This window comes from Pseudomonas petroselini, from assembly GCF_045037875.1.
GTDB classification, from domain to species: domain Bacteria; phylum Pseudomonadota; class Gammaproteobacteria; order Pseudomonadales; family Pseudomonadaceae; genus Aquipseudomonas; species Aquipseudomonas petroselini.
Genome location: NZ_CP173614.1, coordinates 4,986,751 through 5,012,842 on the forward strand (window position 1 = coordinate 4,986,751; position 26,092 = coordinate 5,012,842).

Annotated in this window: 22 protein-coding genes and 3 pseudogenes; 16 read left to right on the forward strand and 9 right to left on the reverse strand. The window is 51.2% G+C overall.

The annotated features are described in order from the left end of the window. Positions 1-94: 94 nt before the first annotated feature. The gene (locus tag ACI512_RS22840) at positions 95-592 is read right to left on the reverse strand and encodes a hypothetical protein (RefSeq protein WP_128876427.1); all 498 of its coding nucleotides are present in this window, start codon (positions 590-592) and stop codon (positions 95-97) included. A gap of 247 nt (positions 593-839) precedes the next feature. Here ACI512_RS22840 and ACI512_RS22845 point away from each other — a divergent pair, with 247 nt between their 5' ends. The 3 genes from ACI512_RS22845 to ACI512_RS22855 are packed head-to-tail and all read left to right on the forward strand — an operon-like array spanning position 840 to position 5,179. Then, positions 840-2,225, forward strand: coding sequence for an ABC-three component system protein (locus ACI512_RS22845; RefSeq protein ID WP_405121358.1), 1,386 nt, complete (start codon positions 840-842; stop codon positions 2,223-2,225). Continuing rightward, entirely contained in the window at positions 2,206-2,871 is a 666-nt protein-coding gene (locus ACI512_RS22850; protein WP_405121359.1) for an ABC-three component system middle component 1, read from the forward strand. Before ACI512_RS22845 ends, ACI512_RS22850 begins: the two co-directional genes overlap by 20 nt. Continuing rightward, positions 2,846-5,179, forward strand: a complete 2,334-nt coding sequence (locus ACI512_RS22855; protein WP_405121360.1) for an AAA family ATPase — start codon at positions 2,846-2,848, stop codon at positions 5,177-5,179. Before ACI512_RS22850 ends, ACI512_RS22855 begins: the two co-directional genes overlap by 26 nt. 105 nt (positions 5,180-5,284) lie before the next feature. Here the strand turns inward: ACI512_RS22855 and ACI512_RS22860 are convergent, their stop codons facing one another. Together ACI512_RS22860 and ACI512_RS22865 are read right to left on the reverse strand one after the other, a co-directional pair. Next, positions 5,285-6,019: a hypothetical protein gene (locus ACI512_RS22860; RefSeq protein WP_128876424.1), complete on the reverse strand. Its 735-nt coding sequence runs from the start codon at positions 6,017-6,019 to the stop codon at positions 5,285-5,287. 673 nt (positions 6,020-6,692) lie between these two features. Then, positions 6,693-10,487: a hypothetical protein gene (locus ACI512_RS22865; RefSeq protein WP_236382090.1), complete on the reverse strand. Its 3,795-nt coding sequence runs from the start codon at positions 10,485-10,487 to the stop codon at positions 6,693-6,695. Between the two features lie 238 nt (positions 10,488-10,725). Between ACI512_RS22865 and ACI512_RS22870 the strand changes: the two genes are divergently transcribed. Together ACI512_RS22870 and ACI512_RS22875 are read left to right on the forward strand one after the other, a co-directional pair. After that, positions 10,726-11,208, forward strand: coding sequence for a hypothetical protein (locus tag ACI512_RS22870; protein WP_236382088.1), 483 nt, complete (start codon positions 10,726-10,728; stop codon positions 11,206-11,208). A 177-nt stretch (positions 11,209-11,385) separates the two neighbouring features. Next, complete coding sequence (locus ACI512_RS22875; protein ID WP_405121361.1) at positions 11,386-12,078, forward strand: ImmA/IrrE family metallo-endopeptidase; 693 nt, start codon at positions 11,386-11,388, stop codon at positions 12,076-12,078. A gap of 33 nt (positions 12,079-12,111) precedes the next feature. Here ACI512_RS22875 and ACI512_RS22880 read toward each other — a convergent pair whose 3' ends face one another. From ACI512_RS22880 to ACI512_RS22890, 3 genes are all read right to left on the reverse strand, one after another. Further along, a complete protein-coding gene (locus ACI512_RS22880) occupies positions 12,112-12,324 on the reverse strand; it encodes a hypothetical protein (protein WP_236382077.1) in 213 nt (70 codons plus the stop codon). A gap of 12 nt (positions 12,325-12,336) precedes the next feature. Next, positions 12,337-12,744, reverse strand: coding sequence for a hypothetical protein (locus ACI512_RS22885; RefSeq protein WP_236382076.1), 408 nt, complete (start codon positions 12,742-12,744; stop codon positions 12,337-12,339). A 226-nt stretch (positions 12,745-12,970) separates the two neighbouring features. After that, positions 12,971-13,525, reverse strand: a complete 555-nt coding sequence (locus ACI512_RS22890) for a hypothetical protein (protein ID WP_236382102.1) — start codon at positions 13,523-13,525, stop codon at positions 12,971-12,973. Between the two features lie 305 nt (positions 13,526-13,830). Here ACI512_RS22890 and ACI512_RS22895 point away from each other — a divergent pair, with 305 nt between their 5' ends. From ACI512_RS22895 to ACI512_RS22910, 4 genes and pseudogenes are all read left to right on the forward strand, one after another. After that, positions 13,831-14,298 carry a transcriptional regulator gene (locus ACI512_RS22895; RefSeq protein ID WP_236382074.1) on the forward strand — a complete coding sequence of 156 codons (468 nt, stop codon included), beginning with the start codon at positions 13,831-13,833 and terminating at the stop codon, positions 14,296-14,298. 328 nt (positions 14,299-14,626) lie between these two features. After that, the gene (locus ACI512_RS22900; protein ID WP_405121362.1) at positions 14,627-15,628 is read left to right on the forward strand and encodes a metallophosphoesterase; all 1,002 of its coding nucleotides are present in this window, start codon (positions 14,627-14,629) and stop codon (positions 15,626-15,628) included. Between the two features lie 68 nt (positions 15,629-15,696). Continuing rightward, a pseudogene (locus tag ACI512_RS22905) lies at positions 15,697-16,306 on the forward strand (histidine phosphatase family protein); the annotation flags it as partial. 27 nt (positions 16,307-16,333) lie between these two features. Then, on the forward strand, positions 16,334-16,849 hold the full coding sequence (locus ACI512_RS22910; RefSeq protein ID WP_405121927.1) for a hypothetical protein: 516 nt from the start codon (positions 16,334-16,336) through the stop codon (positions 16,847-16,849). 211 nt (positions 16,850-17,060) lie between these two features. On the opposite strand, the gene ACI512_RS22915 is transcribed toward ACI512_RS22910, so the two are convergent. Continuing rightward, entirely contained in the window at positions 17,061-17,525 is a 465-nt protein-coding gene (locus ACI512_RS22915) for a DUF3429 domain-containing protein (RefSeq protein ID WP_236382065.1), read from the reverse strand. Between the two features lie 306 nt (positions 17,526-17,831). Between ACI512_RS22915 and ACI512_RS22920 the strand changes: the two genes are divergently transcribed. The 3 genes and pseudogenes from ACI512_RS22920 to ACI512_RS22930 form a co-directional block, all read left to right on the forward strand. Continuing rightward, entirely contained in the window at positions 17,832-18,269 is a 438-nt protein-coding gene (locus tag ACI512_RS22920) for a PAS domain-containing protein (RefSeq protein ID WP_236382064.1), read from the forward strand. A 150-nt stretch (positions 18,270-18,419) separates the two neighbouring features. Beyond that, positions 18,420-18,629, forward strand: a complete 210-nt coding sequence (locus tag ACI512_RS22925; protein WP_405121363.1) for a hypothetical protein — start codon at positions 18,420-18,422, stop codon at positions 18,627-18,629. Further along, a pseudogene (locus tag ACI512_RS22930) lies at positions 18,626-18,872 on the forward strand (hypothetical protein); the annotation flags it as partial. The gene ACI512_RS22925 and the pseudogene ACI512_RS22930, both read left to right, overlap by 4 nt. A gap of 160 nt (positions 18,873-19,032) precedes the next feature. Here the strand turns inward: ACI512_RS22930 and ACI512_RS22935 are convergent. Beyond that, positions 19,033-19,470 (reverse strand): methyl-accepting chemotaxis protein, encoded by a 438-nt coding sequence (locus ACI512_RS22935; RefSeq protein WP_405121909.1) that lies wholly within the window; start codon positions 19,468-19,470, stop codon positions 19,033-19,035. A gap of 105 nt (positions 19,471-19,575) precedes the next feature. Further along, positions 19,576-20,346 (reverse strand): annotated as a pseudogene (locus ACI512_RS22940) (PAS domain-containing protein); the annotation flags it as partial. Between the two features lie 271 nt (positions 20,347-20,617). Here ACI512_RS22940 and ACI512_RS22945 point away from each other — a divergent pair. The 4 genes from ACI512_RS22945 (at position 20,618) to ACI512_RS22960 (ending at position 26,085) form a co-directional block, all read left to right on the forward strand. Then, the gene (locus ACI512_RS22945) at positions 20,618-21,085 is read left to right on the forward strand and encodes a thiol-disulfide oxidoreductase DCC family protein (RefSeq protein ID WP_405121364.1); all 468 of its coding nucleotides are present in this window, start codon (positions 20,618-20,620) and stop codon (positions 21,083-21,085) included. Beyond that, complete coding sequence (locus tag ACI512_RS22950; protein ID WP_236383765.1) at positions 21,078-22,616, forward strand: cryptochrome/photolyase family protein; 1,539 nt, start codon at positions 21,078-21,080, stop codon at positions 22,614-22,616. The genes ACI512_RS22945 and ACI512_RS22950 overlap by 8 nt, the downstream gene beginning before the upstream one ends. Beyond that, complete coding sequence (locus tag ACI512_RS22955) at positions 22,613-22,753, forward strand: DUF2256 domain-containing protein (protein ID WP_405121365.1); 141 nt, start codon at positions 22,613-22,615, stop codon at positions 22,751-22,753. Before ACI512_RS22950 ends, ACI512_RS22955 begins: the two co-directional genes overlap by 4 nt. Before the next feature lie 1,073 nt (positions 22,754-23,826). Continuing rightward, a complete protein-coding gene (locus ACI512_RS22960) occupies positions 23,827-26,085 on the forward strand; it encodes an ATP-binding protein (RefSeq protein ID WP_405121366.1) in 2,259 nt (752 codons plus the stop codon). The last annotated feature ends 7 nt before the right edge of the window (positions 26,086-26,092 follow it).

Sequence of the window (26,092 nt, forward strand, 5' to 3'; positions counted from 1 at the left end):
CGCCTTCAGCTTCTATGATTTCCTTCCGAGGTGCCCTCGACGTTCAGCCCGGCTTGGAAGCCCTCATAACCTTCAAAAGCTCCCTGCCTTGTACTTAGACCGGCTCACACAGCTCGCAGATCAACTGCCTGTTCTCATAGCGGCCATAGGTTGTGTGGCGGTCGACTATCCGAGCGGGATGGTAGTGCGCCTTAATGCACTCTGGTGGCAAATCGGTACGCAGCCGATAACCAGGTGACGACGAGCTACCTAGAAGCTTCCGCGCACGGCGTTGTCCCCAGTGAGAAAGGATCAACCTTGCTCCAGCCAAACGCTCACTGCTGGGTATCAAAGCCACGGGAATGTCGATTTCGAGAATGGTGGGTACCCGCACATTTCGAAGCCTGATCCGGTAATCCTCACCCCATGGATCACCAGTAACAATATGAGCGGCCAGGTTCTCCGGCCTGCACCCGTGGAAGGCTTTCGCATGCGTGTAATAGCTCCACAGCTTCTCGCTGAAAGCCGGCAGCAGTTCCTCATGATTTGGAAGCCAGGTCAGATCGTCAGACCAGCACTTAGGTCGCTGATCCTCGATAAGTTTTCCGCACATCTGACGTGAGCACCTGGCTCGCATACTTGGGAATAGCCATGAGCCATTTCCTTCGATCCCGCCAGTCGAGTACACGCTCAGTCATCCACTACTTCTGTCATGGTCTAACACCAAAAGCCCTAGCCTTGAGGACGGCCCGGGTCAGCCCCAATAAGAGGCGCCGCATGATAACCCGCACAGCGAGAACCCGCGCAGGCCCCGCCGAGCAAATGGGCGACCGAAGCTTGATGCCCAAGGAGAATTTCGTATGACTGGAACGTTTTTTCATAGCAATAATTTGGCGACAAATAAATGCCAGAAAAGTAACGAACAAAACCTCACCTCTGATATGCAAACTGCGTGGAATGCAGTGATATCATTCCGCCACACTGGAAAATCTTTAACGATGAAAGGAGTTCATGTGAGTCAAGAAGATGAGGAAAATTACCCAGCCAGCGCCGTGTCTTCGTGGAGCGGCTTTGTTTATCAAGGAAAGATTGCGCTATATCATTCCCTTAAGCTTATTTACGATGGCGACGTAGATTTTGAACTTCAGCTAGACAGTAGCGATGACTTCGCCATCTATAAGGACGCCAAGCTCCATACAGCCCATCAAGTCAAAGCGAAGATCAGTAAATACCGTAGCGGTTATTCCAAGGCACTGGAACAGTCCACCTTAATCGAATACGACAAAATTAAAGGAACCACTCGTTACTTCCACGTTTCCGTCGAATTAGATAACACTGGCGATTACACAGGCGCTAGCGGAGAAACAGTAAAATTCTACCGCTATGGAGAGAGCTACCATTGCGGCCTAGGTGAAATTGAAGATCTGACCAAAAGCCTCATACGAAAGTTATGCAACAAAGAGTCAATTACCGTCAGCGACAACCTAATAAATTTTAACTACTGCTTGCTATCAGAAAAAATCAGCACTAAGGCAATAGATAATCACAAGTTAATTCAAGTTGACGGAGTCTCAGAAAACAAAGCCGCATATGAGGGGCGCATCAATGCGAGAAGTATTTTGCATGAGCTACTGACAGAAAACCCTTATCAAAATCGGGACTACTATGCAGTTGAATTAAAGGCCAGACTCCAAGCTTATCTAGAAGAACGACTGGATCAGACCCTACCAACCATGAGTGACGTCACCTACGAGAGAGCCAGGCGTCTGTGCGAGCACATTCGCGGCACAGATATCAACGATTTGAAAACTCTCTGCCAAATGATGAAACCCTCTGAGCGATTTAAAGACGTTCAGACAAACGACATCAGGCGATACACCAAACTCATCCAGGCAATTTCGGCAGAGCCTACATTCAACCATCTTCCACACTATCTCGACAGAGAAAATAGATTCTACGTACCCACCGCCCTTGACGTAGATGAAAGCGAAGAATGCGAGTCTGACATGATCCGTGAAATGAAAAACAACGGGGATCTGCTGAGACTACTTTTTGAATACAACCATCTTATCGCAAGCAAAGCTGACGCCTCGTTCACTTTTAATACAAAATTCACAAACTCAGATGATTTTGACAACAAGCTGGCCACTGAAAAACTTGAAAGCAACATAACCAAGTCGCTATGCATTAGCGTAATAACAAAAGACGATGCGGAGGTTCGACTGAATGATAAAGCAACTAATTGATGAAGCACTTGTTGCCCATGGCTTTGTTAGCAAACGTGAACTGGATACCACAAGCTTCTATGTTCGCGAGTCTGGATCTGCCATAAGATTCGCAGTCGTACATACGTTAGACGACCTTCCTGACCCAGCCGATCTTAATAACTGCATCAATCACTTGGCCCCTGAAGAGTTCCTCAGAAATCCAAGCTTCAAGAAGAACTGCGATTTGATTTGCATTCATCGCCTTGACGTTCTGGCCGAATTCAAGGATCACGAAGAAGAAATTTTTGCAATCGAAGAAGACCCCCACTTTTATAAAAAATATATCCTCTACTACAGCACTGCAGAAGAAAGCGCCCTCACTGACTTTACCTACGACAAACTTGTCTCCGTAATTGCCGACAAAAAGGAGTTCCTGGATTACAAAGAAAATCCTTTGAAGGCCACACAGTATAGCTTCGCTGCGAAGACATTTATCAAACTTCCCTTTTTAGAGCTGCCTAGCCATCAAGGAAACCTTGTCTCCCTAAGATTGCAAGCAGCAGAGGCAGTTGCGCAAGCAGGCATGAACGATCTGTATGCGGCCATCCAAAAAGTAACAGACAAAACCGCCGACGACTTTATCAAGGAAATGATTAGCAATGAACTGGAAAATATCCAAAATTGAAGTTTCTAGCTTTAAAGCATTCAAGCATATTTATTTAGATCTCGGCCAGTCCTCCTTGTTAACGTTGGACGGCCCTAACGGCTATGGAAAAACAAGCATCTTCGACGCCATCGAGTTGCTGCTCACTGGCCAGATTAATCGTATACAAAATTTATTTTCTACATTACTGACCAGAAACAAAAGAGACTACGCAGACAATCTCTTCTGGAACAACCGCTCGGGCGATAACGACCTCTGTATTAAAATTGAATTTGTTAATGATGATGACAAGCTTGTTCTGGCCAGACATTGCGAAGCTTCAATATTCAAAAAACCAGCCAACAATCGTGCAGACAAGTACGAAAACTTCAAGCTCTACGAGCTACCAGATTTCGAATCATCTGGCTTTACAAAAACCAACCAGCGCGACAATAATTTCCTTGATGAAGTTTTCGGAAAGAATTTTAGGGAAAACTTCTCATTCCTCAACTATTTGGAGCAGGGGCAGAACCGTCTATTACACACCCGAGTAGATGAACGCAAGGAAAAACTTGGAAACCTCTTCAACATAAGCGACATCGAAACCGAGATAAGCAAATGCGACAACATATACAGTAAATTTACAAAGTACATCAACGAGCCTGAGCGTAAAGCTCAAGCTGAATCACTCACGAAAGAAATAGAGACCTTAAGAAACACATCGCAGGAAGAGGCCGGAATTGTTGAGTACAAAAAGCTCTCGACGGCCGATATTCAACCAGGGTGGGATAAGGAGATCCTTTTCTCAACGTACACAGCGGTAGACCATACTACTTACCAAGAATCCGTTCGAAAGATTATTACCCTTCTGCCACTTAAAGCCACGATAAAAACGAGGGTTCACAACGAGAATATCGATGCCAACATTAATCGCAACGAGGAATCTCTGAGAAGCCTGGCTCAGTTTGGGAAAGATCTTGGCAAGCTTGATGGGCTTGACGCTATCAAGAAAAGTATAGATGAATTAGAGCGTTCAGCTAGTATCATCAAACGCGGAGCAACCGCGATCAAGCTCGACGAAGCGCGATCACTACCAAACTGGGCGGAAGGTCGCCTTGAGTGGTTTGAGTCGAGCATTGAAGCCCGAAACAGCTTACGTAATAAAAGCAGCGCTAATGCGAACGTTGTGGCCGAATTGGAACGCCTCAAAAGGCAACTGATTGAGGAACATAAAAAGGCTTATCCCGACGATCAGCTGTGCCCTCTCTGTGGTGCCGACTGGGAGGATCACAAGTCAATGGTGGATGCCATTGAAGAGAGAACTAAGAAAATCTCTGATTCATTAGGCCAAGACGGAAAAGACTTAGTAAACCTTATAGCCACCATGGACGCTGAGCTGAAGCTCATCGACACCTATATACAAGACAATTTGAAAATCCTCACACCTACGTTTGAAGCAAATCTTCATGCAGCACTGATCAAAATTAAGCTTCGACTCCCGGCAATTACCCAGCTACAGGAGAGGCTGCAAGGCGACAACATTCAAGTCACTGACTCATTTACGGAAGTCGATACCTTAGTAGATGAGCGACTTGAAAAGCTCAAGCAAATTCTTAGAAACAAAAAACAGATTGAGTCCGATGCCTTAGCTCTGCCGGAAGACTGGCGAGAAACAACAAACAGCGCTTTCAAAGACTTGGAGGACTTCTACATAATCACGGCTGAAGACCTAAAGGATAAAGAACAATACATCTCGATCAAAGCCAACGAAGCTCAAAACTCCAGGCTTCAAACCTGCATTTCCGATCTTAAGCTTATCGAAAAAGAAACCCTGGCAGCCAAAAAAGCACAAGGTAAAATCGACAAGCTCCGCAGTACGCTGAAGAAGACAGAGCAGAGCTACACCGATCAGACAATTTCGGCTATTGAGCTCATTTTCCACATCTACAGTGGCCGGCTGATCCAGAACTACCAGCGTGGCCTCGGCCTGTTTATCGAGAGCCGCGAGGGTACGCAGCTGAGGTTCCTGACTGCCGAGAAATCTGAACACGATGCAGTTATGTCCATGAGTTCTGGACAGGTGTCCGCCCTAAGCCTTGCCTTCTTCCTCTCCCTCAACAAGGTCTATGCTCGGGTACCGCTCATCCTCATTGATGACCCCTCACAATCCCTTGATGAAGTGAACGTCGCCTCACTGACCGACCTACTCCGTTGCGAACTCAAGCATTGCCAGCTAGTCGTGTCCTCTCATGAAGACGACATCTCAGCCTACATGCGCTACCGCTTCGACAGGGCGGGTTTGACCACGAGCTCGCTTAACATGCAGCTCCTGGCGAGAGAGGCGTCGTAAGAGCCCCCTATGGCCACCTGGTAGAGCTAAGTGACCACAGGTGGCTAGCATTGTGGTCTTCCCTGAGGCCTGGGCTCGAGCAGCCTCAGGGGGAGATCCGCAGTGCTACCTTCCAAGCCCCAAAAGAAACTGATCAACACGTTCGAACAGGTAGGCGTTCGGATCTGAGCCTTCATCCTTGCTGTTCAGCAAATCGATTATCTCGGGCACCGACAGGGGGATAATCAGCTTCCCATGCTCTCGCATCGCCCCTGCGATCACGGCCTTAGCAGAGTCAGCACAGTCCTCGTGCGAAATCACAATCGCAACCTTCCTAAGGGCCGATGGATACAAGTAACGCTCTGTGGTGACGATCTCGTTCTGAGTAATCGATTTGCTGTAATTTTTGAACTCGAAGACCACGTACCTGCTTCCTAAGTCCTCCAGCATCAGACGCCACACCTCAGCTGCTTTGGCCAAGATTCGGCACACCAGATCTCTACGATGCAAGGTGTCTATGGTACGGGACTGCTCATGCCATCCATGGAGGTCATGTTCAAAGAGATACTTGAGCGCATTGATGCAAGCGTTTTCGAAATCAGTTGCCATTTCCCGGCCACGGTCGATTGCAGCTAAAGCATCGGCCAGCACCTTTCCCCGCTTCGGCTCCGCAGTTGCATCAGTGGCACTGCGTCTCATAAACGTCGGCAAGCCTAGGCTCAGGGTTTCAGCGCTCTTCGGTGTATCAGCTTCGAGAAGCTCCTCTAATTGGGCCAGGATGTCAGGGAACGGAGCCGCCATTTCAAACAGCTTCGTTTCATCCCAAACCTTAACAGTAGGAAACGCTTCTGCGACGTTCATAAAACGTGACCCCATAGGGCACGATATTGCCAGGACAATAGTGGACGCCCCCATCCTAATGCCTCTATCAGCGGTGTGTTCGAGGGCGCGTTTAAAGGTAGACGATGGAGGTGGGGAGGAACGTCGATAGAATTTGGTTTCAACCATTGTCAACGCATCTCGCCGACCAAAGACAATGTCAGGCTCTAGGCCCAGTATGTCTTCTGGTTCCTCTAGGACGTTATGTTCACCCAAGCGTCTTAGGAGATCTGCAAGGAGAGATGTGAAAGCATATGCTGCTCGAATATAGGCTCCGCCACGGTTTTTGCTGTTCATGAACGCTTCCATTGCAGACGCAATCGTTACTGTAGGTTTGGCCGGGATGTTACTGACGCCGTAGCAACGCGTGCAAGGCGAGGAACCCAGAAGCGTTCCACATGGGAAATTCTCAGGCCGTAGCACAGGCATGATCGAATCATTCCGGAGCTATGTTCTACAAATCAGTTGAGCCTGTTCGGTGACAACGAAAAAGTGAGTGATTTAGGAGGATGGCTCCAGCCAGAGGAGATCGAAATCCTATGACCTCCTCTCGCAGCTAGCTGACCGCTAACCGAGCAGGGGTTATTTACCTGCTGTGGAGTGCGCCACCTTTTGGCTTTAGGCAATCCATTCTCGGCAGGTTGAAATCCCCTGCCTAGAGCCTGCCAACTCGCTTGGTATAGACCGTTATATAGTCTTTCTCCGGCTTGATCTTACCTACAAAACCACGATCATTGAGTGCCTGACAAAGTCGAACATCAAGCTCCGAATTCGGCAACCGCACAGTACGTTTATCCCCCAACAACTCAGCATATCCACCGGAGAGCGAAGCCAGCATCGACGAGGTCGTAGCCCAATCGACATGCAGTTTGAGAGCCTGATGCAATAGCTCCTGCTTTTCACGTTGCGAAAGACTGACATCGCACGCTCGCGACGCAATGATGCTTCTGCAATTCCGAGGCATGATGAAGTTCTCGACATTAGCCCTGGCGCACACCAATGCAAGTTTCCCGACTACAGCCGCGTGACCAGCCTCTTCTCGCTCAACCAAACCCTCCCACATCACGGCAATGTCACCAATAGGCACACTGCGCGCGGCGCTGATCAAACCGACAGTCTTCGGATTGAGCTTTCGTAGGTCGACGTAGTCACGGGCATCAGCCCAGCACCTGATCAAATACGCCGCCTCTGCGTTTGGATCATTGTTGCCAATTTCCTCCAGAACCTCACCATCGAAGGGCACGAAATGAGCCTGGGCCAGAAACGCCCATCGGTCAGCCGATATTTTCAGCCCTACGAGAGACTCAGGGCCGACAGTGGTACTCCCGAAAATTTCATCCAGCGAGTCATCGTCAATCTCCGAAGCCAGCAAATAGGCTTTCAGGTCATCCGCCTCATCTCTCGCATCATCCCAAAGCCGCTGAGCTTCACGGGCGTTCCTAGCAAGGAATGCTGTGAAGATGTCTCGGATACGATCCTGCTCTTCCTTGTCAATCGATTCAGATGGAGCCTCTGTTGGCCTTACAATCATGCCGATATAGTAGCTCCACGCAGCATTTGGAACGGAGGTAACACGGTCTAGTTCTAGAGCCTTCTCCCAAATGTTATCGGTGAACCCTTCCAAGTCATCAATCAAACATTCAGTGTGCTGGAACAAATCCTCCTGCAATTTTTGATCATCCTCTACTAGGCCGAGAATGTACCTAAGGGACTCAGTGTCTTCCTGAAGCTTACCTTGCTGCTTCATCAGCTCGAAAATGAAGTCTTCAGGAGCAATTTCAATCAATGAATCAAGTCCTGCGAGACTTAACTTTCGAAGACGCTTGTAAGTGACATCTCCCCCCTCGTCCGCAAACGTTTTCAGGATCAATGTCATCATCGGGAGACTCAGTTGCAAGCAGCCCCAGCCAATCAATTGGCCCAGCGTACTCGCACCGACCTCTGCAGTGAGATTATTGAAGCGAACAGGCTCGCGGCGAAGCCACGCCCAGCCATCGATGTTCGAGGCCATACCTGTGACCAGGTGGTTAACACCCGTGAGACTGGCGATAACTTCAAGCAACGGCTGCCGATGAGCCATAACCTCAAGTTGTTGCTGAGACAACGCGTCCATGATCCCGCACACCAAAGCCTGTCGAGCGTCAGCCTCATTGAATCGCTCAGTGCTCAAGATCACGGCGAACAACTCAGGGGCGAGTGCATGCAAAGCGCGAACGAGCGGTAACCTAGCATCCCCTGCAAGGATGATGGATACAGCCTCAGCCAATCGGCCCGCATTCTGGTGGCCGCTTTGCAGGATGACGTCCAGCTTTTGCGTTCTTGTGTCGGACAACTCAGTGAGTGGCGCCGATAGTGAGAGTTGGACAATTAGGTCAGCGATAATGCCTTTGCCATCCCCGAGAGCATCGTGCTCCAATTTGTCGGCCACTCGCTCAGGATTCCGGACTGGCGAGGCGACGTCGAGGGTGGCACGGCGCCTGAGTGCGAGAATCAGATTCTGATCGTCGCGAGTCAGCGAGCCTTCGTAGAAAAATCCAAGATAATCTGTGTAATCGGTGTCGAGGTAGCCAGCGCGCATTAGGTAAACGACGATCTCCATTCCTGCCAGCCGCTGGTCAATGATTGCTCCATAATCACCACGGGCAGCTTCACGGAAGGAAATCGTCTTGATCTCGGTGAGCTTCCTCTCTGCCGCCCCAATGGCCTCATCCATTGACTTTATGGACTGATTAATCCATGCGAGACGCGTACGATAGGATGCCTGTGTAAGCGCGTCATTTGGACGAACAATATTTCCAACTGGGTTGTGATGCGCCCACTGTGAATAGAGGGTGGCTTTGAGTTGCTCAGCCTCACAAATTCTAGTGAAGACGTCGTCCTGTAGAAATTCGTTGAGGCTTACCCGCTCAGAACCGTTTACTAAAACGTAATTGGCGCCGTCTATTCCGCTCGCCCTCAACACCTCGAACCAGACACTTAACTTAAGATCGATTACGCGCTCTTCACCGCGTTCCTCACGCTGGGACTTTTCTTCGATTAATCGCTCGAGCTCAGCGAGTGCCTGCGATGGTTGGTTAGCCCAAGCAGACAACCCCGTGAGCAAGCTGTACACCTTCCCTCTCCGCTTAACCAGCTCTGCAAATTCTTCCGGGTAGAGGTTCCTGAGCACCACGATGGCAAACAACTTGTTTTGATCCAGCTTGAGGCCACCCTGGGACAGCAGGCTCGCAAAAATGTCGTACTCATTGACGATGTTCTTTATCAGCCGCATCTCATCTATGTAATAGCAGACGGTCTCCACGAGAATTGGGTCAAGATCAGTACCCAGCTTTTTGCCATCAACAGCCCGAGTCTTCATGAGCTCTTGAAGCTTCTCCCTTGAGTTTTCAGAATTGACGACAGGGATCACAGGGATAATCAGATCAAAAAATTTCGTCTTGTCGGTGACGGTAAACAGCTCGTCACGAATAGCGTAAATGAAGTGAACAGGTCGAGTTATTTGGGGCGAGTGCCGGATAGTGAAGTTGATCTCGCGCAGGCGAAAAAATATTTCCTGAGTTCCGAAACGATCCAGATCCTCAATCACCACGACGCGGACATCGCTTCGTTCAAAGCAATAGATAATTTCATCTACGTTCTTGTGGAGCACGGATCCGTGATTCACGGCCTCTAGCTTTCCACCCTTTAAGGTTAAGCCGTCGATACTGAACATAGATAGAAATTTAAGTCCCGAATAGAGAAGATACAAACCACCTAGCCCTGTTACCGAGACTGCCAGCCAACCCGGGATCATTAACAGGCTCGTCAGCAACCAAGCAGGATCTAACGTAGGTACTTCCTTCAATGTAGGGACATAAAGCCGCAGGCACGCAATGAGCATTACTCCCCAAAAAATCGTGCGCCTAGCGATGCTACGCCCTGATGTCTGGACAATTCGCTTGAGCCGGGTTTTGGGTACGCGTGCAGTTGGCACGGCGTAAAGGAGCTGCTGGACAATCGTTTCCTCGATCCTTGCGATCAAATCGCTTGAGGTATTACTCTCGCCGGAATCCTGTACTGACTGGGAGCTTCTGGCTGAAGTCTCAGAGCGTTCAGCGTCCGAAACCGTCAACGGTGGAGGTGCATCTTTGCTGAAGGTTGCGAGTGAAACATAAGCCGTTTGAAATTCTGGATGCCGCTCAAAAAAGGTCTTCAGGACACTGCTCTTACCTGCCCCATATCCACCGGTAAGTGCGATGTTCAGAACCTCATCCTTTCCCAGTGCGCCAAGCAATTCGCGCTCATAGCGATCAAAGTGGTCACTATCGATGAGGACTGGTGTGAGTGGCTCAAAAGACCCTGGCGACGAAGACGCGGAGCACAAAGATTGGAAGATGCGGATCCCTTCTTTAGCAGCAACCAAAAAAGCGGAATATTTTAGTTTGATACTGGCTGACAGTCCCTGTGACATTGGTAATCCTGGCTTTAGACATCCATGCCTTTAGGCTTGGGTATCTGCAAAGTAATTGAGCACCAGCTAGGCCAGCGCCATCTTCTATAGCGGCTATATGCCATAATTAGCACGCTCTGAGCCAGCAATGCTTTACACGCCTAGATATTCAGCATTCTCGCGACCACACTGATGACAGTTGTTCGCCCAGCTTTGCTCAAGGACGACATCAAAGCCACGGCTCGCATAGGGCAGTTGAATGAAACAGCCTCAGTTCGACTTTGACCTCAAACGCGTCTCCCGCGAAAACTACATAACAGGCAAAGCCGCGATCAATTTCCCCTATCCTGGAAGCACCACGGGTGGGTGGCATTTCCTTGCATATTTTGATCGGGAATCCGGCGTGGCTAAGGTGTCGTTAGCAGGCATTCATTACCCTGACACCACAGCCTACTTTGGTGACCTTGGCATCATCGACGTGACCGATGAGCTAGCAAAGCGTGGATGGTCTGTGGAGGGCCGACGTCTGTTCATGGCCGATCACTACCGAGCCGCTGCGGACATGATCGTTAGATGGGCATTGAGTGAGTCTAACCACTGCAACGTAGAGATCGATGATTGGTTCCCCTCTCGTGCGGAAAGACAGCGACTGCTAGAGACTCTAGATACAGCAAGGTCAAAGCTTTCCGAGGTTGGCCGATGGCAAAAAGTGGAAGCGTGGCTGCGTACGCAAAGTCGGTAGTCTAGATCGCAACAGAGCAAGCACCGAGATGGGTTCTGGGCTTGAGTATCCAGCGCACGAGCACCGGGAGCCCACTCATGTCTTTAGCCCGACATCACCTTGGCATTACAGGTCGTTGACAACACTACATATGGTGATTAGTCTGCAATAGCAGCACATCATATGGTGTAAAAAGCTATGAATCGTGAAAGCATCCAGCAAGCAGCCCATCGTCTTCATAGAGAAATTTGGGACAACCAGGAACGCTTATGGCCAAACCGGCACCTGACGCCTTTTCAGATGCTGGCACCTGAGGTCGCGGCCCATATTTTGGGACTTGATTACCAGCTCCTTCCTAACCTGGGCTCACCACTCTTCGGGCGAGAGGGAGAGCGTTTCAAGGCTGCTGGCTTAATGAATCGCTCGATTCGACGCATAGCAGTTTCTACCGAATTCCCACTAAATGTGATCCGGTTCACCGGCGCACATGAGGTCGGTCACTTTGTGCTTCATGAAGATGAGGTAATGCATCGTGATAAGCCTTTGGACGGATCGGCACGAGGACAAAGTCGCCCTCGCAAGGAAAGGGAGGCTGATTACTTTGCGGCGTGTTTTTTGATACCAGCCCGACTTCTAATGGATGCTTTTGCTGCTCAATTTCAAATGAAGGGCCCCTTCCCCTTAACCGATACCACCTGTTACCACCTCAACCCTTCAGATCCATGGTCGCTTCTGAACGCAGAAAGGGATTCGCTTGATCGAGAGATTTCGCTGGCAAGGTGCGCCCGGTTCAACAACCGTAATCTGATTCCACTTTCGGTTCAATTTGGGGTTTCGGATATTGCGATGGCGATACGAATCAAGGAACTGCAGCTAGTACGCTGGCCTTAGCCTCTATCCCCCTTAATGCTCTAGTGCCGATGCTCAGTGGTGCGTCGGCCCAGACGAGTTCCTGGTTGATAAGTTTTCGACGAAATCGATGGACGTACTGAGCTCGTCTTGCATGTGCTCGAAGATTTTGTCGAGACGCGGATGAGCTTTCGATTCTCGCAGTGCATTTACTAACTCCAGAAGCTCTCGACCCTGGGCTAGCGGCATCTGGATATCGCAGTACACCGTGTCATCGTCTTGTCCCATGCCCTCACCCGCTCAGTCTTTTTTAGATTTATTTCTTGCGGCCCGATGCTGCTCCAGGTGTCGCATCTCTGCTTCCCAACTCGCCAGGAATTTATCCCAGCCTGAGGCGTATGGCCCATTGACCAACCTGGTCGACCCGACGCTTGCCTGATAGAAACGCTCTCTCCAGGGTTGCGGAATAGTCTGCTCCAAAATGATGTTGATTCCGGAGTTATGGCGCATCACCGAGACAGAGTTACGAACCTGAATGAGGTCGAGTGGCTTATCGCTACAGGGGGTGTCGTTTCGCTCTTGGTCGTCGAGATCATCGAGGATGGCAAGGAGGTCGGATGCAGCGGGATCGCCAGGACGGAGGCATGCAAGGGCCCACAGAGTCCTTCGCCTAGCGCCCTCAAGCTGACGGAGTTCATCGTGGGTCATTTCAGCCGCATCCTTGTTGATTTGATATTGGGCAGTAGCTATGGCGTGCCGCCTGCGGCGGAAGGCTGGCGAGAACTGAGCCACGGCTGCGCCGCGTCTCAGCCCGTTGGGCGCTCATCCTGCACGCCTGCGCGCTCCGCTTGCCCGATACTCGCAAGGAAAGGAAAGTCTGGCGCAGCGATCCTGAAGCCGGGGCGGGTGTAAGCATGCTCTACGCACAGGACAATTACTTGTGGAGCTTACTGAAGCGACTCGATAGCGCTGCGGCTTCGATAGTTTCCCAAGCTTCAGGATCAGACGTAGCGTTGAACATCACCAATGCCCTCCACAGGAAAAAAGCGGCAACCAAGCTCGACTCAATTACTGCAAATACCGTAGTGGTATACATATAATCTGAATTTTCTCCGAAGAAAAACAGCACTGGAAAAATCGAAGCTATCCAGCCGGCGACGAAAGTTAAGCAAAATGCGATGACCGCAGTGACCGTCAGAAAAAGCGGGACTTGATATCTATACTGGGTTGCAAATGATTTCTCTCCATTTTGCTTCGCTAGGCCGTACAAGATGCCTGTGTTTTTTTCCTTGTCATTACTTCTTTTAAAAAGCCCATACAAAGTTACATTCTCGCCGACCTCTAACTCTTCATAAAGCTTATTCGACACTTGCAAATTCGGGATAACTGCACCATCGATGCTGACTTTAGCTTTATGTGCGCCGTTCATTCGATCAACAGATCGAACGTAGTCAACTTTTCCTGAAACTTTCACACAATCGAACTTCATCACTCACTATCCCTGCCTTCGCTTAAAAAAGTGGATCTGGTTCTTGCCAAGACGTCGCTCAGTGACGATTGCAGGCAGGCTTACGCGGGCCATAAATGTCGGACTTGATGAGCGCGTCTTCCATCGAGACGTCCCTGGCCGTGTCTTAGGTGCTGCTCTCATGACCAATCCATCATCAATCCAAACATCCCGCCGCTATGATCAAACGACTGCTTGGCAAAGCATATGTCACGATAATATCACTATGATCTGTTTATCGAAACACGCTTGCCGTGGCTCTATCCTCAGTTTTGAGGATCCGACTCATGCATCTGAAAGAAGCGCTGGCAGGAGCATTGCGTGGAGCTCGTGCTCATCAGGGGTTGAGTTACGAAGAGTTGGCGGGGGCAACGCACAGAACGTACGTGGGGAAGCTTGAGCAGGCTCGAGCGAACGCGACGTTGGAGAAACTGGACGAAATCGCTGACTTTCTAGGCCTAGACCTTTTGACTATGGTCACTCTCGCCATTGCTGCGCAGGGTGACGAACTTCCATCCGAGACTTTGCAACGTACTGCCTTGCGAATCAGGGAATTCGAGATGTCTGGAGGGTGGCAGTTAGTAGAGGAGCAATTCAGTGATGGAAAGCTCATCAAGCGCTCCCAGGGTAAGCCTAAGCAGCCGCTTAAGGCGGATTACGTTCGAGCCCTGAAAGCGCAAGGTTTCGACAGGAAAACAACCGCTGAAAAGCTCGGCATTGCCAGAAGCACAGTCCAAAAATATTGGAATACATAAGCCTGCAGAACATCAGCAATCCTGCAATCTAAGCAAATCTAGGTTTATGGCGCGCCCTATCGGGTCGGCTGTCGTAAACCATGCCATGGCTGAAGCTAAGTCATGGCCCTCTGGGCTTCCATCCTCGCGTCTCCGGCCTTACTGGCCTGCGCGCTCCGCTTGCTCTCGTTATTTCCATCGACGGAAGAAACTCCAGGGATACCTTCAGCACTGCGCAATGGAGTGTAGTCTTCCTGTCTGTCCATATTTCTGTAGGAAGGTGCAGTCGCGGGGTGGACAATACGGGTTTGGTCACTTGCTAGATGGCCATTGAGGAAGGAACCCGCGCATGAGTCAGAAAGTCCTGAGGCTTCCCCGGAACGAGGTCGGTCGCGACTTCGTTATCGGTGACATTCACTTCAAGTCGATTGATCTCTACAAAGGATTAATGAAGGTCGGTTTCGACAAAACTATCGACCGAGTCATTGGTGTGGGTGATCTCATAGATCGCGGGCCTGGAGTCCTCGACGGTCTGAAGCTTCTTGGTGAGCCGTGGTTCTTCACCGTTCAAGGTAACCATGAGCAGATGCTTATCAAGGCTCACAGGGCAAACCCCAGCGCTCGTTATGTAGCTCATGGTGCAGGCTGGTGGTCGACCATCGCTGACGAATCTAAAGAGATGGTCATTGGGAAGCTCGAGAGCCTTCCCACAGTCATAGAAATCGAGTCCCCTCGCGGTTTGGTTGGCGTTGTTCATGCTGATGTCCCTGCCGGGATGTCATGGGTCGAGTTCATCCGAGACATATCAATCCCTGCTGTAGAAGAGATCGCGCTATGGGGGCGCGAGCGGATCAAAAAGCACCATCGAGAAGGTGTCAAAGGGGTCTGGCGTGTGTGCACGGGACACACCTGGATTCCAGAGCCTGTTCGGCTAGGGAACGTTCTTGCACTTGATTGCACTGGAGGGGGTGAAGGGCCACTAGCTGTCTATTGCGTTCAGGCGGACACGATTTATGTGGAGGGGCGCCCCGTGTCACTTGACCAATCGGAGGCTGTTACCGAGCTACTGGACGAACTTGAGCAGGCTTTAGGTCATCTTAAGGCCACCACCAACGCTAACAAGCTAATTGAGTCACAACGCTTGAGCCATGAGGCCGACGAGTTAGCTCGTCGAGTGAACACTACCTGGCTGACCTTGCGTTCGGAAATTAGCGATATCCAGAAGTTACTTAACGCGCTTCACGGACTAAGCTTGCTCACCGGCGAACGAAGAGCAACTAAGCTGGAAGAGCTGAAATTCAAGCATGCAGGCACCCAGATAGAGGGACTGCTGTCGAGACTTCTTGATTGAAGGTTGGGTACCGGTAACCTTGGGGATCTAAGAGAAATAGTGGCCCAATCTGTACGAGTAGTTCGTAAATGAAGCATGTAAGACTAATACGACACGGAGAGAGTGCTGCTAACGCCGGCGAAGCCAGCCTGGATCACGCGAGCATCCCTCTTACGCCAAAGGGTGTTGAACAAGCGTGCCTAGTGGCCGGGTCATTCGTCCAGGCCCCAGATCTGATCGTTGCCTCGCCGTTCTCCCGAGCCCAAGCAACTGCAATGAAGACAGTGGCTGCTTTCTCTTCAGTACCATTTGAAACCTGGCCCATCCACGAATTTACCTATCTTGAGCCCGCACGGTGTATCAACACAACCGTCGCTGATCGGCGTGAATGGGTGGAGGCGTATTGGGCCAAAGCCGATCCTGGTTTCACGGATGGTGAAGGCGCTGAGTCATTTCTAGATTTCATAGCTAGAGCTCAGTCTTTCTTGGTGTGTCTTGCAGAGCATCCCGCCCAAGACATCGTTGCGTACTCTCATGGCCAGTTCATTAACGCTGTAGCCTGGCTGATAGAGCGCAAGACGCTCGGCATTGATGCCGGAGCTATGGTGAACTGGCGTGAGTATGAGAATCGCGAACCACGTGCCCAATTGTGGTGGGTGCCTGCTTTCGAAAGATCCGGAGGAAGCCGGCTGGAGAGTAAGCCGGTCAGCCACTGAGGAGCCGCGAATGGATGCCACTTGGCGCGTGCCAGGCAGAGCCTACCAAGCAGTTCGCGATCCCGAGCGTTTGCTCATTGAAAAGCGCGCCGAAGCTCTCTCAGCTGCAGGCTATCCGCTGCCAGATGATGATCCGGCTATGTACGCTGAGCAAAGGCTGGAAGAGGCCCGAGCGGCAGCTCGTTCATCCCAGGTAGGTAGCGTCAGCAATGACAATGCGGCTGAGCTCTCAGCGAGAGAGGTATGCCAATTATTGCGAGAGGTCATCTTCGAGCGACGGTCGATGACCAGGGTAGGCAAAACGTCTTGGGATGAGATTTATGCGGGCCATTTCGTGGTGAGCGTCGAGGGTTGGCGGATATCGATCTACAACGACTGTGACACACTCGACTACTGCGAAGAATGCGTCAGTCCGGATGAGCGACGCTGGTCGTTTGACTCTGGAGATCGCTTTGGTACTGACCCGATAGCGTTGCTCAGCACTTGGGAACATCAGACACTTGAGCGTCTCCTGAAAGCGCTCTAGGGAGCCAAGTTCGAGCGGGCCTCTACGAGGACGGCTGTCGTAAACTAAGCCTCGATGTTGCCAAGTCTTGGCCCTGTGGGCTTCCATCCTCCCGCCTGCGCGCTCCGTTTGCTACTGACCCCATGTCACCTTCCACCAGCCAAAAGGCTCAACAGCCTCGTCTTAATTCACACGCGGTGCTTGGATGGAAGTGAGTCGGGCACACGAGACTTCACGAATGGAGCGCCTCAACGAGCGCGGCAAGCAGCAAGCAGGCGCTCGCCACGAGGGTAAGCCGTAATCGCATCGGCAGGTACCAGGCGGGCAAGCTCATAACCCGCAACAGCTGGCTGTCCTGCCGGAGCTGGGCAACTAAGCCGATGACCAACAGCAAGCAACCCAATGGCATTGGCAATAACGTGGCTACCCAAGCAGTAAGCGCAGGAATGACGCTCCAGATAAACCGGTCACGACGCTGCTCGGCACTTATGTCTTGCACGGTCATAGCGAAGCCCCAGTGCAAGGCTCCGACGAAGCTCAGGATGACTGCGCCATAGTTTACAAGCGCGATCTCAAACAACGTTCGATAGTCGAGAGAGAACGGGATCAGCAGCGCCAGAAAAATAAACGGCAACAGACCGCCATAACCCAGCAGGCTGACGTGCTTTGGCGGAGAGGTTGAAGGCAACACGTTCATTTGTATTCCTTGCAGTGAGCGACACTCAAGACTGTAGGCCCAAAAGCCCCGCTTGGGCGAGATATTGATGGCAACGTGGACTACATGACTGCAGCGCTGACCTGTTGAACGGGACGTTGTAGCGAAGCCTGTGCACCTTCGCTCCATCAGTCATCTACTTGGTTCTTGCAGCGCCCCCACCATTTCCCTGTGCTGTTGTGCAGCAGTGCGTTCGTGGTAAGTCATAGATATATTTCAAATGATCTCGAAAACGCTAACAACCCCCAAGTTGTCCTAGAATGATGTGAAATTCACCGGGCCCCGAAAATGATCGACGCAGAACTGCTGAAACTGATGGTTGAAACCTCGGATGACGGCATTGTGATTGCTGAGCAGGAAGGCGATGAGAACATCCTAATTTACGCTAACCCTGCCTTCCAGCGCCTAACGGGTTACAGCCTTGACGAAATTCTGTATCAGGACTGCCGCTTCCTGCAGGGTGAAGACCGAGACCAAGCGGGCTTGGCTGTTATCCGAGAGGCGATAAAGATGCATGAGCCCTGCCGGCAAATCATTCGTAACTATCGTAAGGACGGTAGTGCCTTCTGGAATGAGCTGTCGATTACTCCGGTTTTTAACGAGGCGGATCAGCTCACCTATTACATCGGCATCCAGAAGGACGTCAGCGTTGAATTTGAGTCCCGCGAACGAGTGCGTGAACTTGAAGCGGAAGTCGCCAGCTTGAAAGCTCGCTTGGCTCAATAGCCATGTGAATCCCGCGAACGCTGATAGCGCTTTAAATGGAGGAAGTCAGTCGGCGTGTCAACGACTCCGCTGAAAGCGATTGCGAAGAGCTCATTGCAATATCATTTTCTCCTCCTGCTATTCTGTCGTTTCCCAACAAGGAGATGAAAAATGCCCGGTGAATACTCGCTTTCAGACATTTTGGAAAGAATGTACGAAAACCAGCTTTCCCTAGAGGCAGCCCTGATGGAGTTGACCCTCCACGTCGAAGCTCACGGACATGCAGATGTTGGAAATAACGTTCGGGGAGCTCTTGAGGCCATCGGCGAGAACTCTGGCCACATCAAACAGGGTTTAGCCCGGCTCAAAAAGCTCCCATGAGGCAGCCACTGTTCGATTTTGATCTCAAACGCGTCTCACGCGAGCACTACATAACAGATAAAGCTGCGATCAATTTTCCACACGTGGGGAGTACAACTGGCGGCTGGCATTTTCTATCGTACTTCGACCGCGAGACCGAGGTGTCGATGGCGTCGCTGGCAGGTATTTACTATCAGACACCACCGGTTTTTTTGGTGACGCGGGCGTCATGACGTAACTGAACAACTAGCCAAGCGAGGTTGGTTTGCCGGATATGACTATGACTGGTAACGAAGGCCAAAGCTCAACGACAAACCTAACAAGCCCGAACCGTCGCTCTCGCCAAGCATGTGTTGTTCAGCTCACTTTGCACACACTCGACAACTCCCTAGGGGCGAACTCCAACGCAGTACGATTGAGCGTGCTAAGCCACCTGAGTCGCAAACTTACCAACCGCTTCAACAACTTTCTTGGCTCCGTCCTGAATTTCAACAATAACTTGCCCTGCCTGCGTGGCTAGCTCAAGACCTTGCTCAGCTTGGGACTTACTGTTCGCCATCTCCGCTATGGTTTGACCCACCAGCTTTTGATTTTCCAAAACAACTGATGCGATTTCCTCAGTCGCGGTGCTGGTGCGCCCGGCCAATTGTCGAACCTCATCCGCGACGACTGCAAAACCTCGGCCTTGCTCACCTGCGCGTGCAGCCTCAATCGCAGCGTTCAATGCCAAAAGGTTCGTTTGCTGAGCAATACTACTGATGGTCTGAATGATCGAACTGATTAACAGCGACTGCTTTCCAAGCGCTTCGACACCACCCGAGGCAGCCTGCATATCCCCAGCGACTTTGCGCATGGTGTGCATAGTGTCGTTAACCACTATCGCACCACGTTGAGCAGTAACGTCAGTCTGCTGGGAGATTTCAAATGCCGTTTGTGCAGCATCACTGACTTGGTGTTCACGGGCAACCTGTTCGGTAATAACCGTTGCAAACTTAACTACCTTGCGCAGTGTTCCTTCGGTGTCGTAGACCGGGTTATAGCTCGCCTCCAGCCATACCGTCTGACCCCGACTATCAACACGTTGGAATCGGCCAGCGACAAACTCACCCTTGTTCAACGTCAACCAAAAATCCCTGTATTGCTGGGAAGAAGCCTCCTCTGGCCGACAGAAAATACGATGGTGACTTCCTTGCGCTTGTCCCAGGCTGTAACCCATCGCTTTTAAAAACTGCTCATTCGCCATGATTACATGCCCGGACAGATCGAACTCAATAACCGCCGTCGAGCGCAGTAGCGCGTCAATGAACGAGGCGTTTTCCGATGCTTTTTCCACTCTGGACGTAATGTTCGTCGCATAGCCTGCGATATGACTCAACCGGCCAGTCGAATCAGCTACGGGTTGCCAATGAGCATGAATCCACACTAATGAGCCGTCAGCATGCAGGTACCTGTATTCATCAGATATCGACTTACCGGCGGCGACAGCCGCCCGAAAATTGTGAAAACAGGGAAGCTTGGAAACGTACTGCGGAACAATGTCGGCCATGGCACGACCTATAAGCTGATTCTGGGTGTACCCCAAAGCCTGTGCAAAATTGTCGTTGCAGGCGGTAATTGCAAAATTAGTATCGATACTCAGCGTCAGCATTTCACGGTGTAGGCCATCACGCAGTTGGCGCAACTCCGACAACTCGGCTGTTTGAGCCCCAAGCTGATTCTTGATTTTTTTATTGAACATGGAAAACCGCCTGTTGGGTGTTAAAAGGTTTATCGGCGTGATCAGCAACACGTTTAGCTATCAGACGAACGAAAAGCAGTGAGGCGACGAACGTCACAATCAGGTCGGCAAGCTGCCGTGGCCACACGTCTTAGCTCCAGTCCCAGAAGCAAACCTGAAATCCCCGATCAGGCACCGCTTGGAACCTGATTTCGTTTCGAGGATTAGGCCCGGTTGTCATCGAAGTTTTTTGAGCATATCTTGTCTAAAAACTTATACAAGGTATCGGTAGTTGTACAAGAATAATCGGTGGCCACTGACGCTTTATTTCGACGGCGAGTGCCCTCTTTGCGCCCGGGAGATCAAGATCCTAAATGCGCGAGCAGCACCGGATCGTCTCCTGTTTGTGGACATCAGCGATCCTACCTTCGACGCAAAATCTCTTGGGTTCACGTTCGTTGAAATGCAGTCGATACTGCACGCCAGGTTGGGCGATGGAACCTGGGTCACTGGCTTAGACGCTACGCTTTGGAGCTGGCGAGCAGCGGGCCTTGGTATCTGGGCGGAGCCGTTATCATGGCGTTCGACTAGGCCACTTCTAAACCTTGGCTATCGCCTATTTTGTCGCTTGCGTCCGCATCTAGCATGGCTGCCCCATCCTGATGGCAGCGTCCGGTGTCGCGATATGGGCTGCGTAGTGCCTGATACCAAACGCGCCCCTGGCAGCAAGACGTCGCCTGCAAGAGGTAATGATGAATAGAGCTAGCAGCCTTCGCCTGATCCTAGGTGATCAGCTGTCGTTCGATCTCGCCTCACTACAGGCCGTTGATATCGAATGCGATACCGTGCTCATGGTCGAGGTAATGGAAGAAGCCAGCCATGTTCCTCATCATCCGCAAAAGATCACCTTTATCTTCAGCGCTATGCGCCACTTCGCCGAGGCGTTGCAGCAACGGGGAGTCAAGGTGCAGTACGTAAAGCTCGATGACCCAGAAAATACTGGATCGGTGCCTCGCGAGTTAGAGCGGTGGCACGCACTTTTGCGACCGGATGAAATCCACATCACCGAGTGCGGCGACTGGCGCTTGGAGCAATCGATAAAGGACTGTGGTTTAGCGATAAAATGGCATTCGGATTCTCGCTTTCTCTGCTCCCGTGCCGAGTTCTTTACTTGGGCGAATGGCAAAAAGCAGCTGCGCATGGAGTTCTTCTATCGCGAGATGCGCCGTAAGAGCAGGCTATTACTCAATGGGGACGGTAGCCCGGTCGGAGGCGTATGGAACTTTGATGCGGAAAACAGAAAGGCTTTACCCAAGGGCGTAAGGCCTCCATCACCCGCACGTTTTACTCCTGACGCAATTACCCGAGAGGTTCTTGCGTTAGTTGCCAAAAATTTCGCAAGCCACTACGGCACACTCGACACATTCGACTACCCGGTAACCCATGCCGAAGCTCAGGCCCTCTGGGATTACTTCCTCGACTGGGGCCTGGCAGCCTTCGGCGACTACCAAGACGCGATGGCCAGTAACGAGCCGTTCCTGTTTCATGCCCGAATAAGCGCCGCGCTGAATATTGGACTGCTGGATCTTCGTCAGCTGTGCAGCGATGTTGAATCGGCGTACCTGTCGGGCAGCATTGCGCTGAACGCTGCCGAAGGTTTTATTCGACAACTGATCGGCTGGCGGGAGTATGTCCGAGGCGTCTACTGGCTGAAGATGCCCGACTATGCCGACGGCAACGCATTCGGTAATTCGCGGTCGCTCCCAGAGTTCTACTGGACGGGCGACACGCAGATGAATTGCATGCGCCAAGCCATCAACCAGAGCCTTGAGTATGCCTACGCTCATCACATTCAACGTCTCATGGTGACTGGCAATTTCGCCCTGCTGGCAGGTATCGCACCGAGTCAGATATGTGAGTGGTATCTGGCGATCTACATGGACGCTTTCGATTGGGTGGAGCTGCCCAATACACTCGGCATGGTTATGCACGCAGACGGCGGATATCTAGGCTCGAAACCCTACTGCGCGAGCGGGCAGTACATCAAGCGTATGTCTGATTATTGCCGTGGCTGCGCGTACAAAGTAAGCGAAAGCACCACAGGCGATGCCTGCCCGTTCAACTCGCTCTATTGGCACTTCCTGATGCGCCACGGCGACCGCCTTCGCGGCAACCAGCGCATGGCCATGATTTATAAAAACCTCGACCACATGGATGAATCCAAACAGCAGGCGCTGTGGCAACGTGGACAGTGGTTGCTCGCAGAAATGGATGAAGGCAGGGGATTTTGAAAAAGAGTGAGCTTCCAGTCAAAACCTGCATGACCCGTGGCCTACCATTTACTTGGAGAAAGAAATGGGCGCGCTGCTGGGAGGGGGTGCTCTACTGCTCGGAGCGTTGCCGGCGCAACAAAGCAACGACGCGGTGAAAAGAAATAGAGGGCGTTCGACAGACCCTTTGGTGCACCTGATAAGGCTATCTGTTCTGAATGAAGAAAGATCGAGCAGCTGCATCCATCAGATGCTCAGAGCATATGCCTTGAAGAAAAGTCAGACATGGCTCCAGTCATAGCGTCCGAAATTGACTCAATCGTTTTTCAAGCCGAACCTGAAGGAGGACGCGAAAATTATCAGCATCATGGCTCGAAAGAACGCCCTCCATTTCCAGCCTCCACAGAAGCGCATGAGCGTCACATTCCAGACGGATAACTTCAGTTCTATTTTTTGCTTCAGCAACGCGTGCGAGCAATTCAGTGCCCGCACGCCTCGCTAGGCTGAATTCACTCTGTAGTTCTATCATTTGCCACCGCTAGTGGTGATTGTCGGTTGATCATGCAACGTAGACTGTACGCTCATTTGCAACGGTTGCTCGGCGCCATAGCCAGCTGCCCTTGAACTCTTTACCCAGGTTTGGCCTGATCCTTATATTTTGACCCCATACGGCCCATGCCGACTGAGTCAGGAGCGTTGGGATGCTGCCCCCTCAAAACTCGAACTGGACGATTTAACCCAGAAAGCCAATGTTTTCGCTCTCAACTCGACGCTAATGCTTAGAGAAAAGCTTCGTAGGAATTTGCTGTGCTCCACTCGACAGCTTTGGAATCGCCACTAAAAAAGCGATTTGAGCCTCAGTAATTTCGATTTGCGCAAAGCGAATGGCAGCTATCGCTTAGGCGAAAAATGCGGGATAAATTTGTGCGGCCCTGTCCAGGCTCAGCTCCTCTTACATTTTTCTGCATCCGTTTCCGGGGGTGATTGATGCAACGCCTCAAGATGCTCCACCCACCATGCGCAGGACACTGCGAGTCATTACGCTTTGATACGTAGCACTGTCGCCCCGCCACTACTTCGTCGGAAACGGCGCTTTAAATATGGAACTCTCAAGGATTCTGTTTTCAAACTTTGATAACGTATGACCGACTTTTTGGAGCGAATGAAATTGGCGACCTAAACCTTGCTAGGCCTTCGCCAACCGCTTCTGACGCCTTAAAGAGGAAAGATTTTGACTACCAACGACAATTCCCAGTCTCTTCAGGACGCTATAGAAAACTGCGCCCGAGAACCGATCAGAACGCCTGGTAGCATCCAACCTCAAGGTTTTCTTTTGGTGGTCGACGAGCCCACGATGACTATCCTCCAAGCTAGCTCCAATGTGGCCGATTGGATTGGCGTTGACGCAACTAGCCTGGTAGGTACCCCTTTCGACGCTCTAATCAAGAGAGGCTCCGCCTTCACTGATCAGCTTAGCGACCTTGACGAAGACCAGCTTCAGGCCTTCCATGTTGGTGATGCCACGTTACTTAAAGGAAACAAGGTAGGAACACTGGTGGCGATGATGCTCCATCGAAATGATGGGGTACTTATTGCAGAGTTTGAACCGGCGAGCGACGTAGCTCTAGCACACGGTCGTTTATATCCCCTGATCCGCTCCTTCATCAGTCAAATCCGTGAAGATGAAAGTATTGATGAGCTGTGCCTGCGAGCGGTGAGCTTCATCAAGCGCATAACTGGCTATGGGCGAGTCAACTCATACCGGTTCGATGAGAAAGGAAACGGATCTGTGAATGCGGAGCTTGCGGATGAGGGCTTTGACCGATACTTGGGACTATGTTTCCCTGCATCCGATATCCCTAAGCAAGCGCGAGAGCTCTATTGTGCCAATCGAATCAGGATTATTTCGGATGTCGACTACGTACCGTCTCCGATTGTGCCCGCCGAAAACCCGAAAACTGGCCTGCCACTCGATTTGAGTTACGCCACACTTCGCAGTGTTTCACCGGTGCACCTGCATTACATGCGCAATATGGGAACCGGCGCATCCATGTCGATCTCGATTGTGATGGATGGGAAGCTGTGGGGCCTGATCTCCTGTCACAATAAGTCACCTCAATCTGTCAGCTTTCAATCTCGCACTGCATGTGAGCTTTTGGGACGAGTCCTGTCTTTGCAACTGGAAACTAAGGTTGCGCATATACGCAGTCAGAAGATGCTCAGCTTGCGTAAGCAGATCGTGCAGATGCTGGCAGCTATGGCAGACCACGACAGCGTTTTAAAAGGTATTCAATCCGTGCCTGACGTTTTCCTTGGCTTCGTTGGAGCATCGGGTGCAGCGGTGGTATCTGACGCTGAGTGCGACCTCTACGGAGTGACGCCTACCGAGCACCAGGTTAAGGCGCTGACAGCTTGGTTGGACGAGCGCGAAGGCCCTGAGATTTTCTCGAGCGATAACGTAGGACGCGACATTCCTCACCTACCAGGCATTGCGAAATCCGTGGGCGGCGTGCTTTCGGTGTCCATTTCTGAAGTGCACTCAAGCTACATTATTTGGTTTAAACCGGAACAAGTACACGTTGTGAACTGGGCCGGGAAACCAGACAAAGTAATAGGTGATGGCGGAAAACTTTCACCCCGCCAGAGTTTTGCGATGTGGCATGAGACCGTGGAAGGCTTTTCGACTCCTTGGGATGAAAGCGAAATTGAAGGTGTAGCAGAGTTACGCCTGGCCGTTCTCGGAATTGTTCTGCGTAAGGCTGAAGAGCTGGCCCAGATGGCAGATGAACTCAAGCGTTCCAATAAGGAGCTTGAGGCGTTCTCCTACAGCGTGTCGCATGATCTGCGTGCTCCGCTTCGTCACATAGCGGGCTATGCAGAGCTGCTCGGGGATATTGAGCAGGGTAACCTTACAGAGCGTGGCCAACGCTTCCTGGGCACTATTGGCGAGTCGGCTAAGTTTGCCGGAACGCTGGTTGATAACCTTCTAAGCTTTTCTCAAATGGGACGCTCAGCAATGAGGCTTAGCGAGGTCAACTTAGCTGCGATGATCGAATCGATAAAACGTGAAATGGCGCCTGAATATGAAGGCCGGGCGGTTGAGTGGAAAGTGCTCGATTTACCGGTGGTCATCGCAGACCCCGCTTTTTTGCATCTTGCTCTGCGCAACCTTATTTCCAATGCGATTAAATACACTCGAAATGAGCCAGTAGCGGTCATTCAGATAGAGGCGTTTAGCTACTCAGAGAGTGTAATGGTCAGTATCAAAGACAACGGTGTCGGGTTTGATATGAAATATTCGGAGAAACTCTTCGGTGTGTTTCAGCGACTCCACCGTTTAGAAGAGTTTGAAGGAACCGGAATCGGATTGGCGAATGTCAGGCGTATCATTGAACGCCACGGCGGTACCGTCCAAGCTGAAGGCAGTTTGAACGAGGGGGCAACATTCTCATTCTCACTGCCAAAAAAACACCTCAGCCCTGTGCGCTGAAGATACA

Coding starts and splice junctions, on each gene's coding strand:
- ACI512_RS22915 (WP_236382065.1), bottom strand. CDS start 17,525: ATGAACGTGTTGCCTTCAACCTCTCCGCCAAAGCACGTCAGCCTGCTG.
- ACI512_RS22890 (WP_236382102.1), bottom strand. CDS start 13,525: ATGAAGTTCGATTGTGTGAAAGTTTCAGGAAAAGTTGACTACGTTCGA.
- ACI512_RS22880 (WP_236382077.1), bottom strand. CDS start 12,324: ATGGGACAAGACGATGACACGGTGTACTGCGATATCCAGATGCCGCTA.
- ACI512_RS22950 (WP_236383765.1), top strand. CDS start 21,078: ATGAATAGAGCTAGCAGCCTTCGCCTGATCCTAGGTGATCAGCTGTCG.
- ACI512_RS22925 (WP_405121363.1), top strand. CDS start 18,420: ATGCCCGGTGAATACTCGCTTTCAGACATTTTGGAAAGAATGTACGAA.
- ACI512_RS22895 (WP_236382074.1), top strand. CDS start 13,831: ATGCATCTGAAAGAAGCGCTGGCAGGAGCATTGCGTGGAGCTCGTGCT.
- ACI512_RS22870 (WP_236382088.1), top strand. CDS start 10,726: ATGAAACAGCCTCAGTTCGACTTTGACCTCAAACGCGTCTCCCGCGAA.
- ACI512_RS22845 (WP_405121358.1), top strand. CDS start 840: ATGACTGGAACGTTTTTTCATAGCAATAATTTGGCGACAAATAAATGC.
- ACI512_RS22885 (WP_236382076.1), bottom strand. CDS start 12,744: ATGACCCACGATGAACTCCGTCAGCTTGAGGGCGCTAGGCGAAGGACT.
- ACI512_RS22855 (WP_405121360.1), top strand. CDS start 2,846: ATGAACTGGAAAATATCCAAAATTGAAGTTTCTAGCTTTAAAGCATTC.
- ACI512_RS22865 (WP_236382090.1), bottom strand. CDS start 10,487: ATGTCACAGGGACTGTCAGCCAGTATCAAACTAAAATATTCCGCTTTT.
- ACI512_RS22875 (WP_405121361.1), top strand. CDS start 11,386: ATGAATCGTGAAAGCATCCAGCAAGCAGCCCATCGTCTTCATAGAGAA.
- ACI512_RS22920 (WP_236382064.1), top strand. CDS start 17,832: ATGATCGACGCAGAACTGCTGAAACTGATGGTTGAAACCTCGGATGAC.
- ACI512_RS22850 (WP_405121359.1), top strand. CDS start 2,206: ATGATAAAGCAACTAATTGATGAAGCACTTGTTGCCCATGGCTTTGTT.
- ACI512_RS22910 (WP_405121927.1), top strand. CDS start 16,334: ATGGATGCCACTTGGCGCGTGCCAGGCAGAGCCTACCAAGCAGTTCGC.
- ACI512_RS22900 (WP_405121362.1), top strand. CDS start 14,627: ATGAGTCAGAAAGTCCTGAGGCTTCCCCGGAACGAGGTCGGTCGCGAC.
- ACI512_RS22860 (WP_128876424.1), bottom strand. CDS start 6,019: ATGAACGTCGCAGAAGCGTTTCCTACTGTTAAGGTTTGGGATGAAACG.
- ACI512_RS22840 (WP_128876427.1), bottom strand. CDS start 592: ATGTGCGGAAAACTTATCGAGGATCAGCGACCTAAGTGCTGGTCTGAC.
- ACI512_RS22935 (WP_405121909.1), bottom strand. CDS start 19,470: ATGCACACCATGCGCAAAGTCGCTGGGGATATGCAGGCTGCCTCGGGT.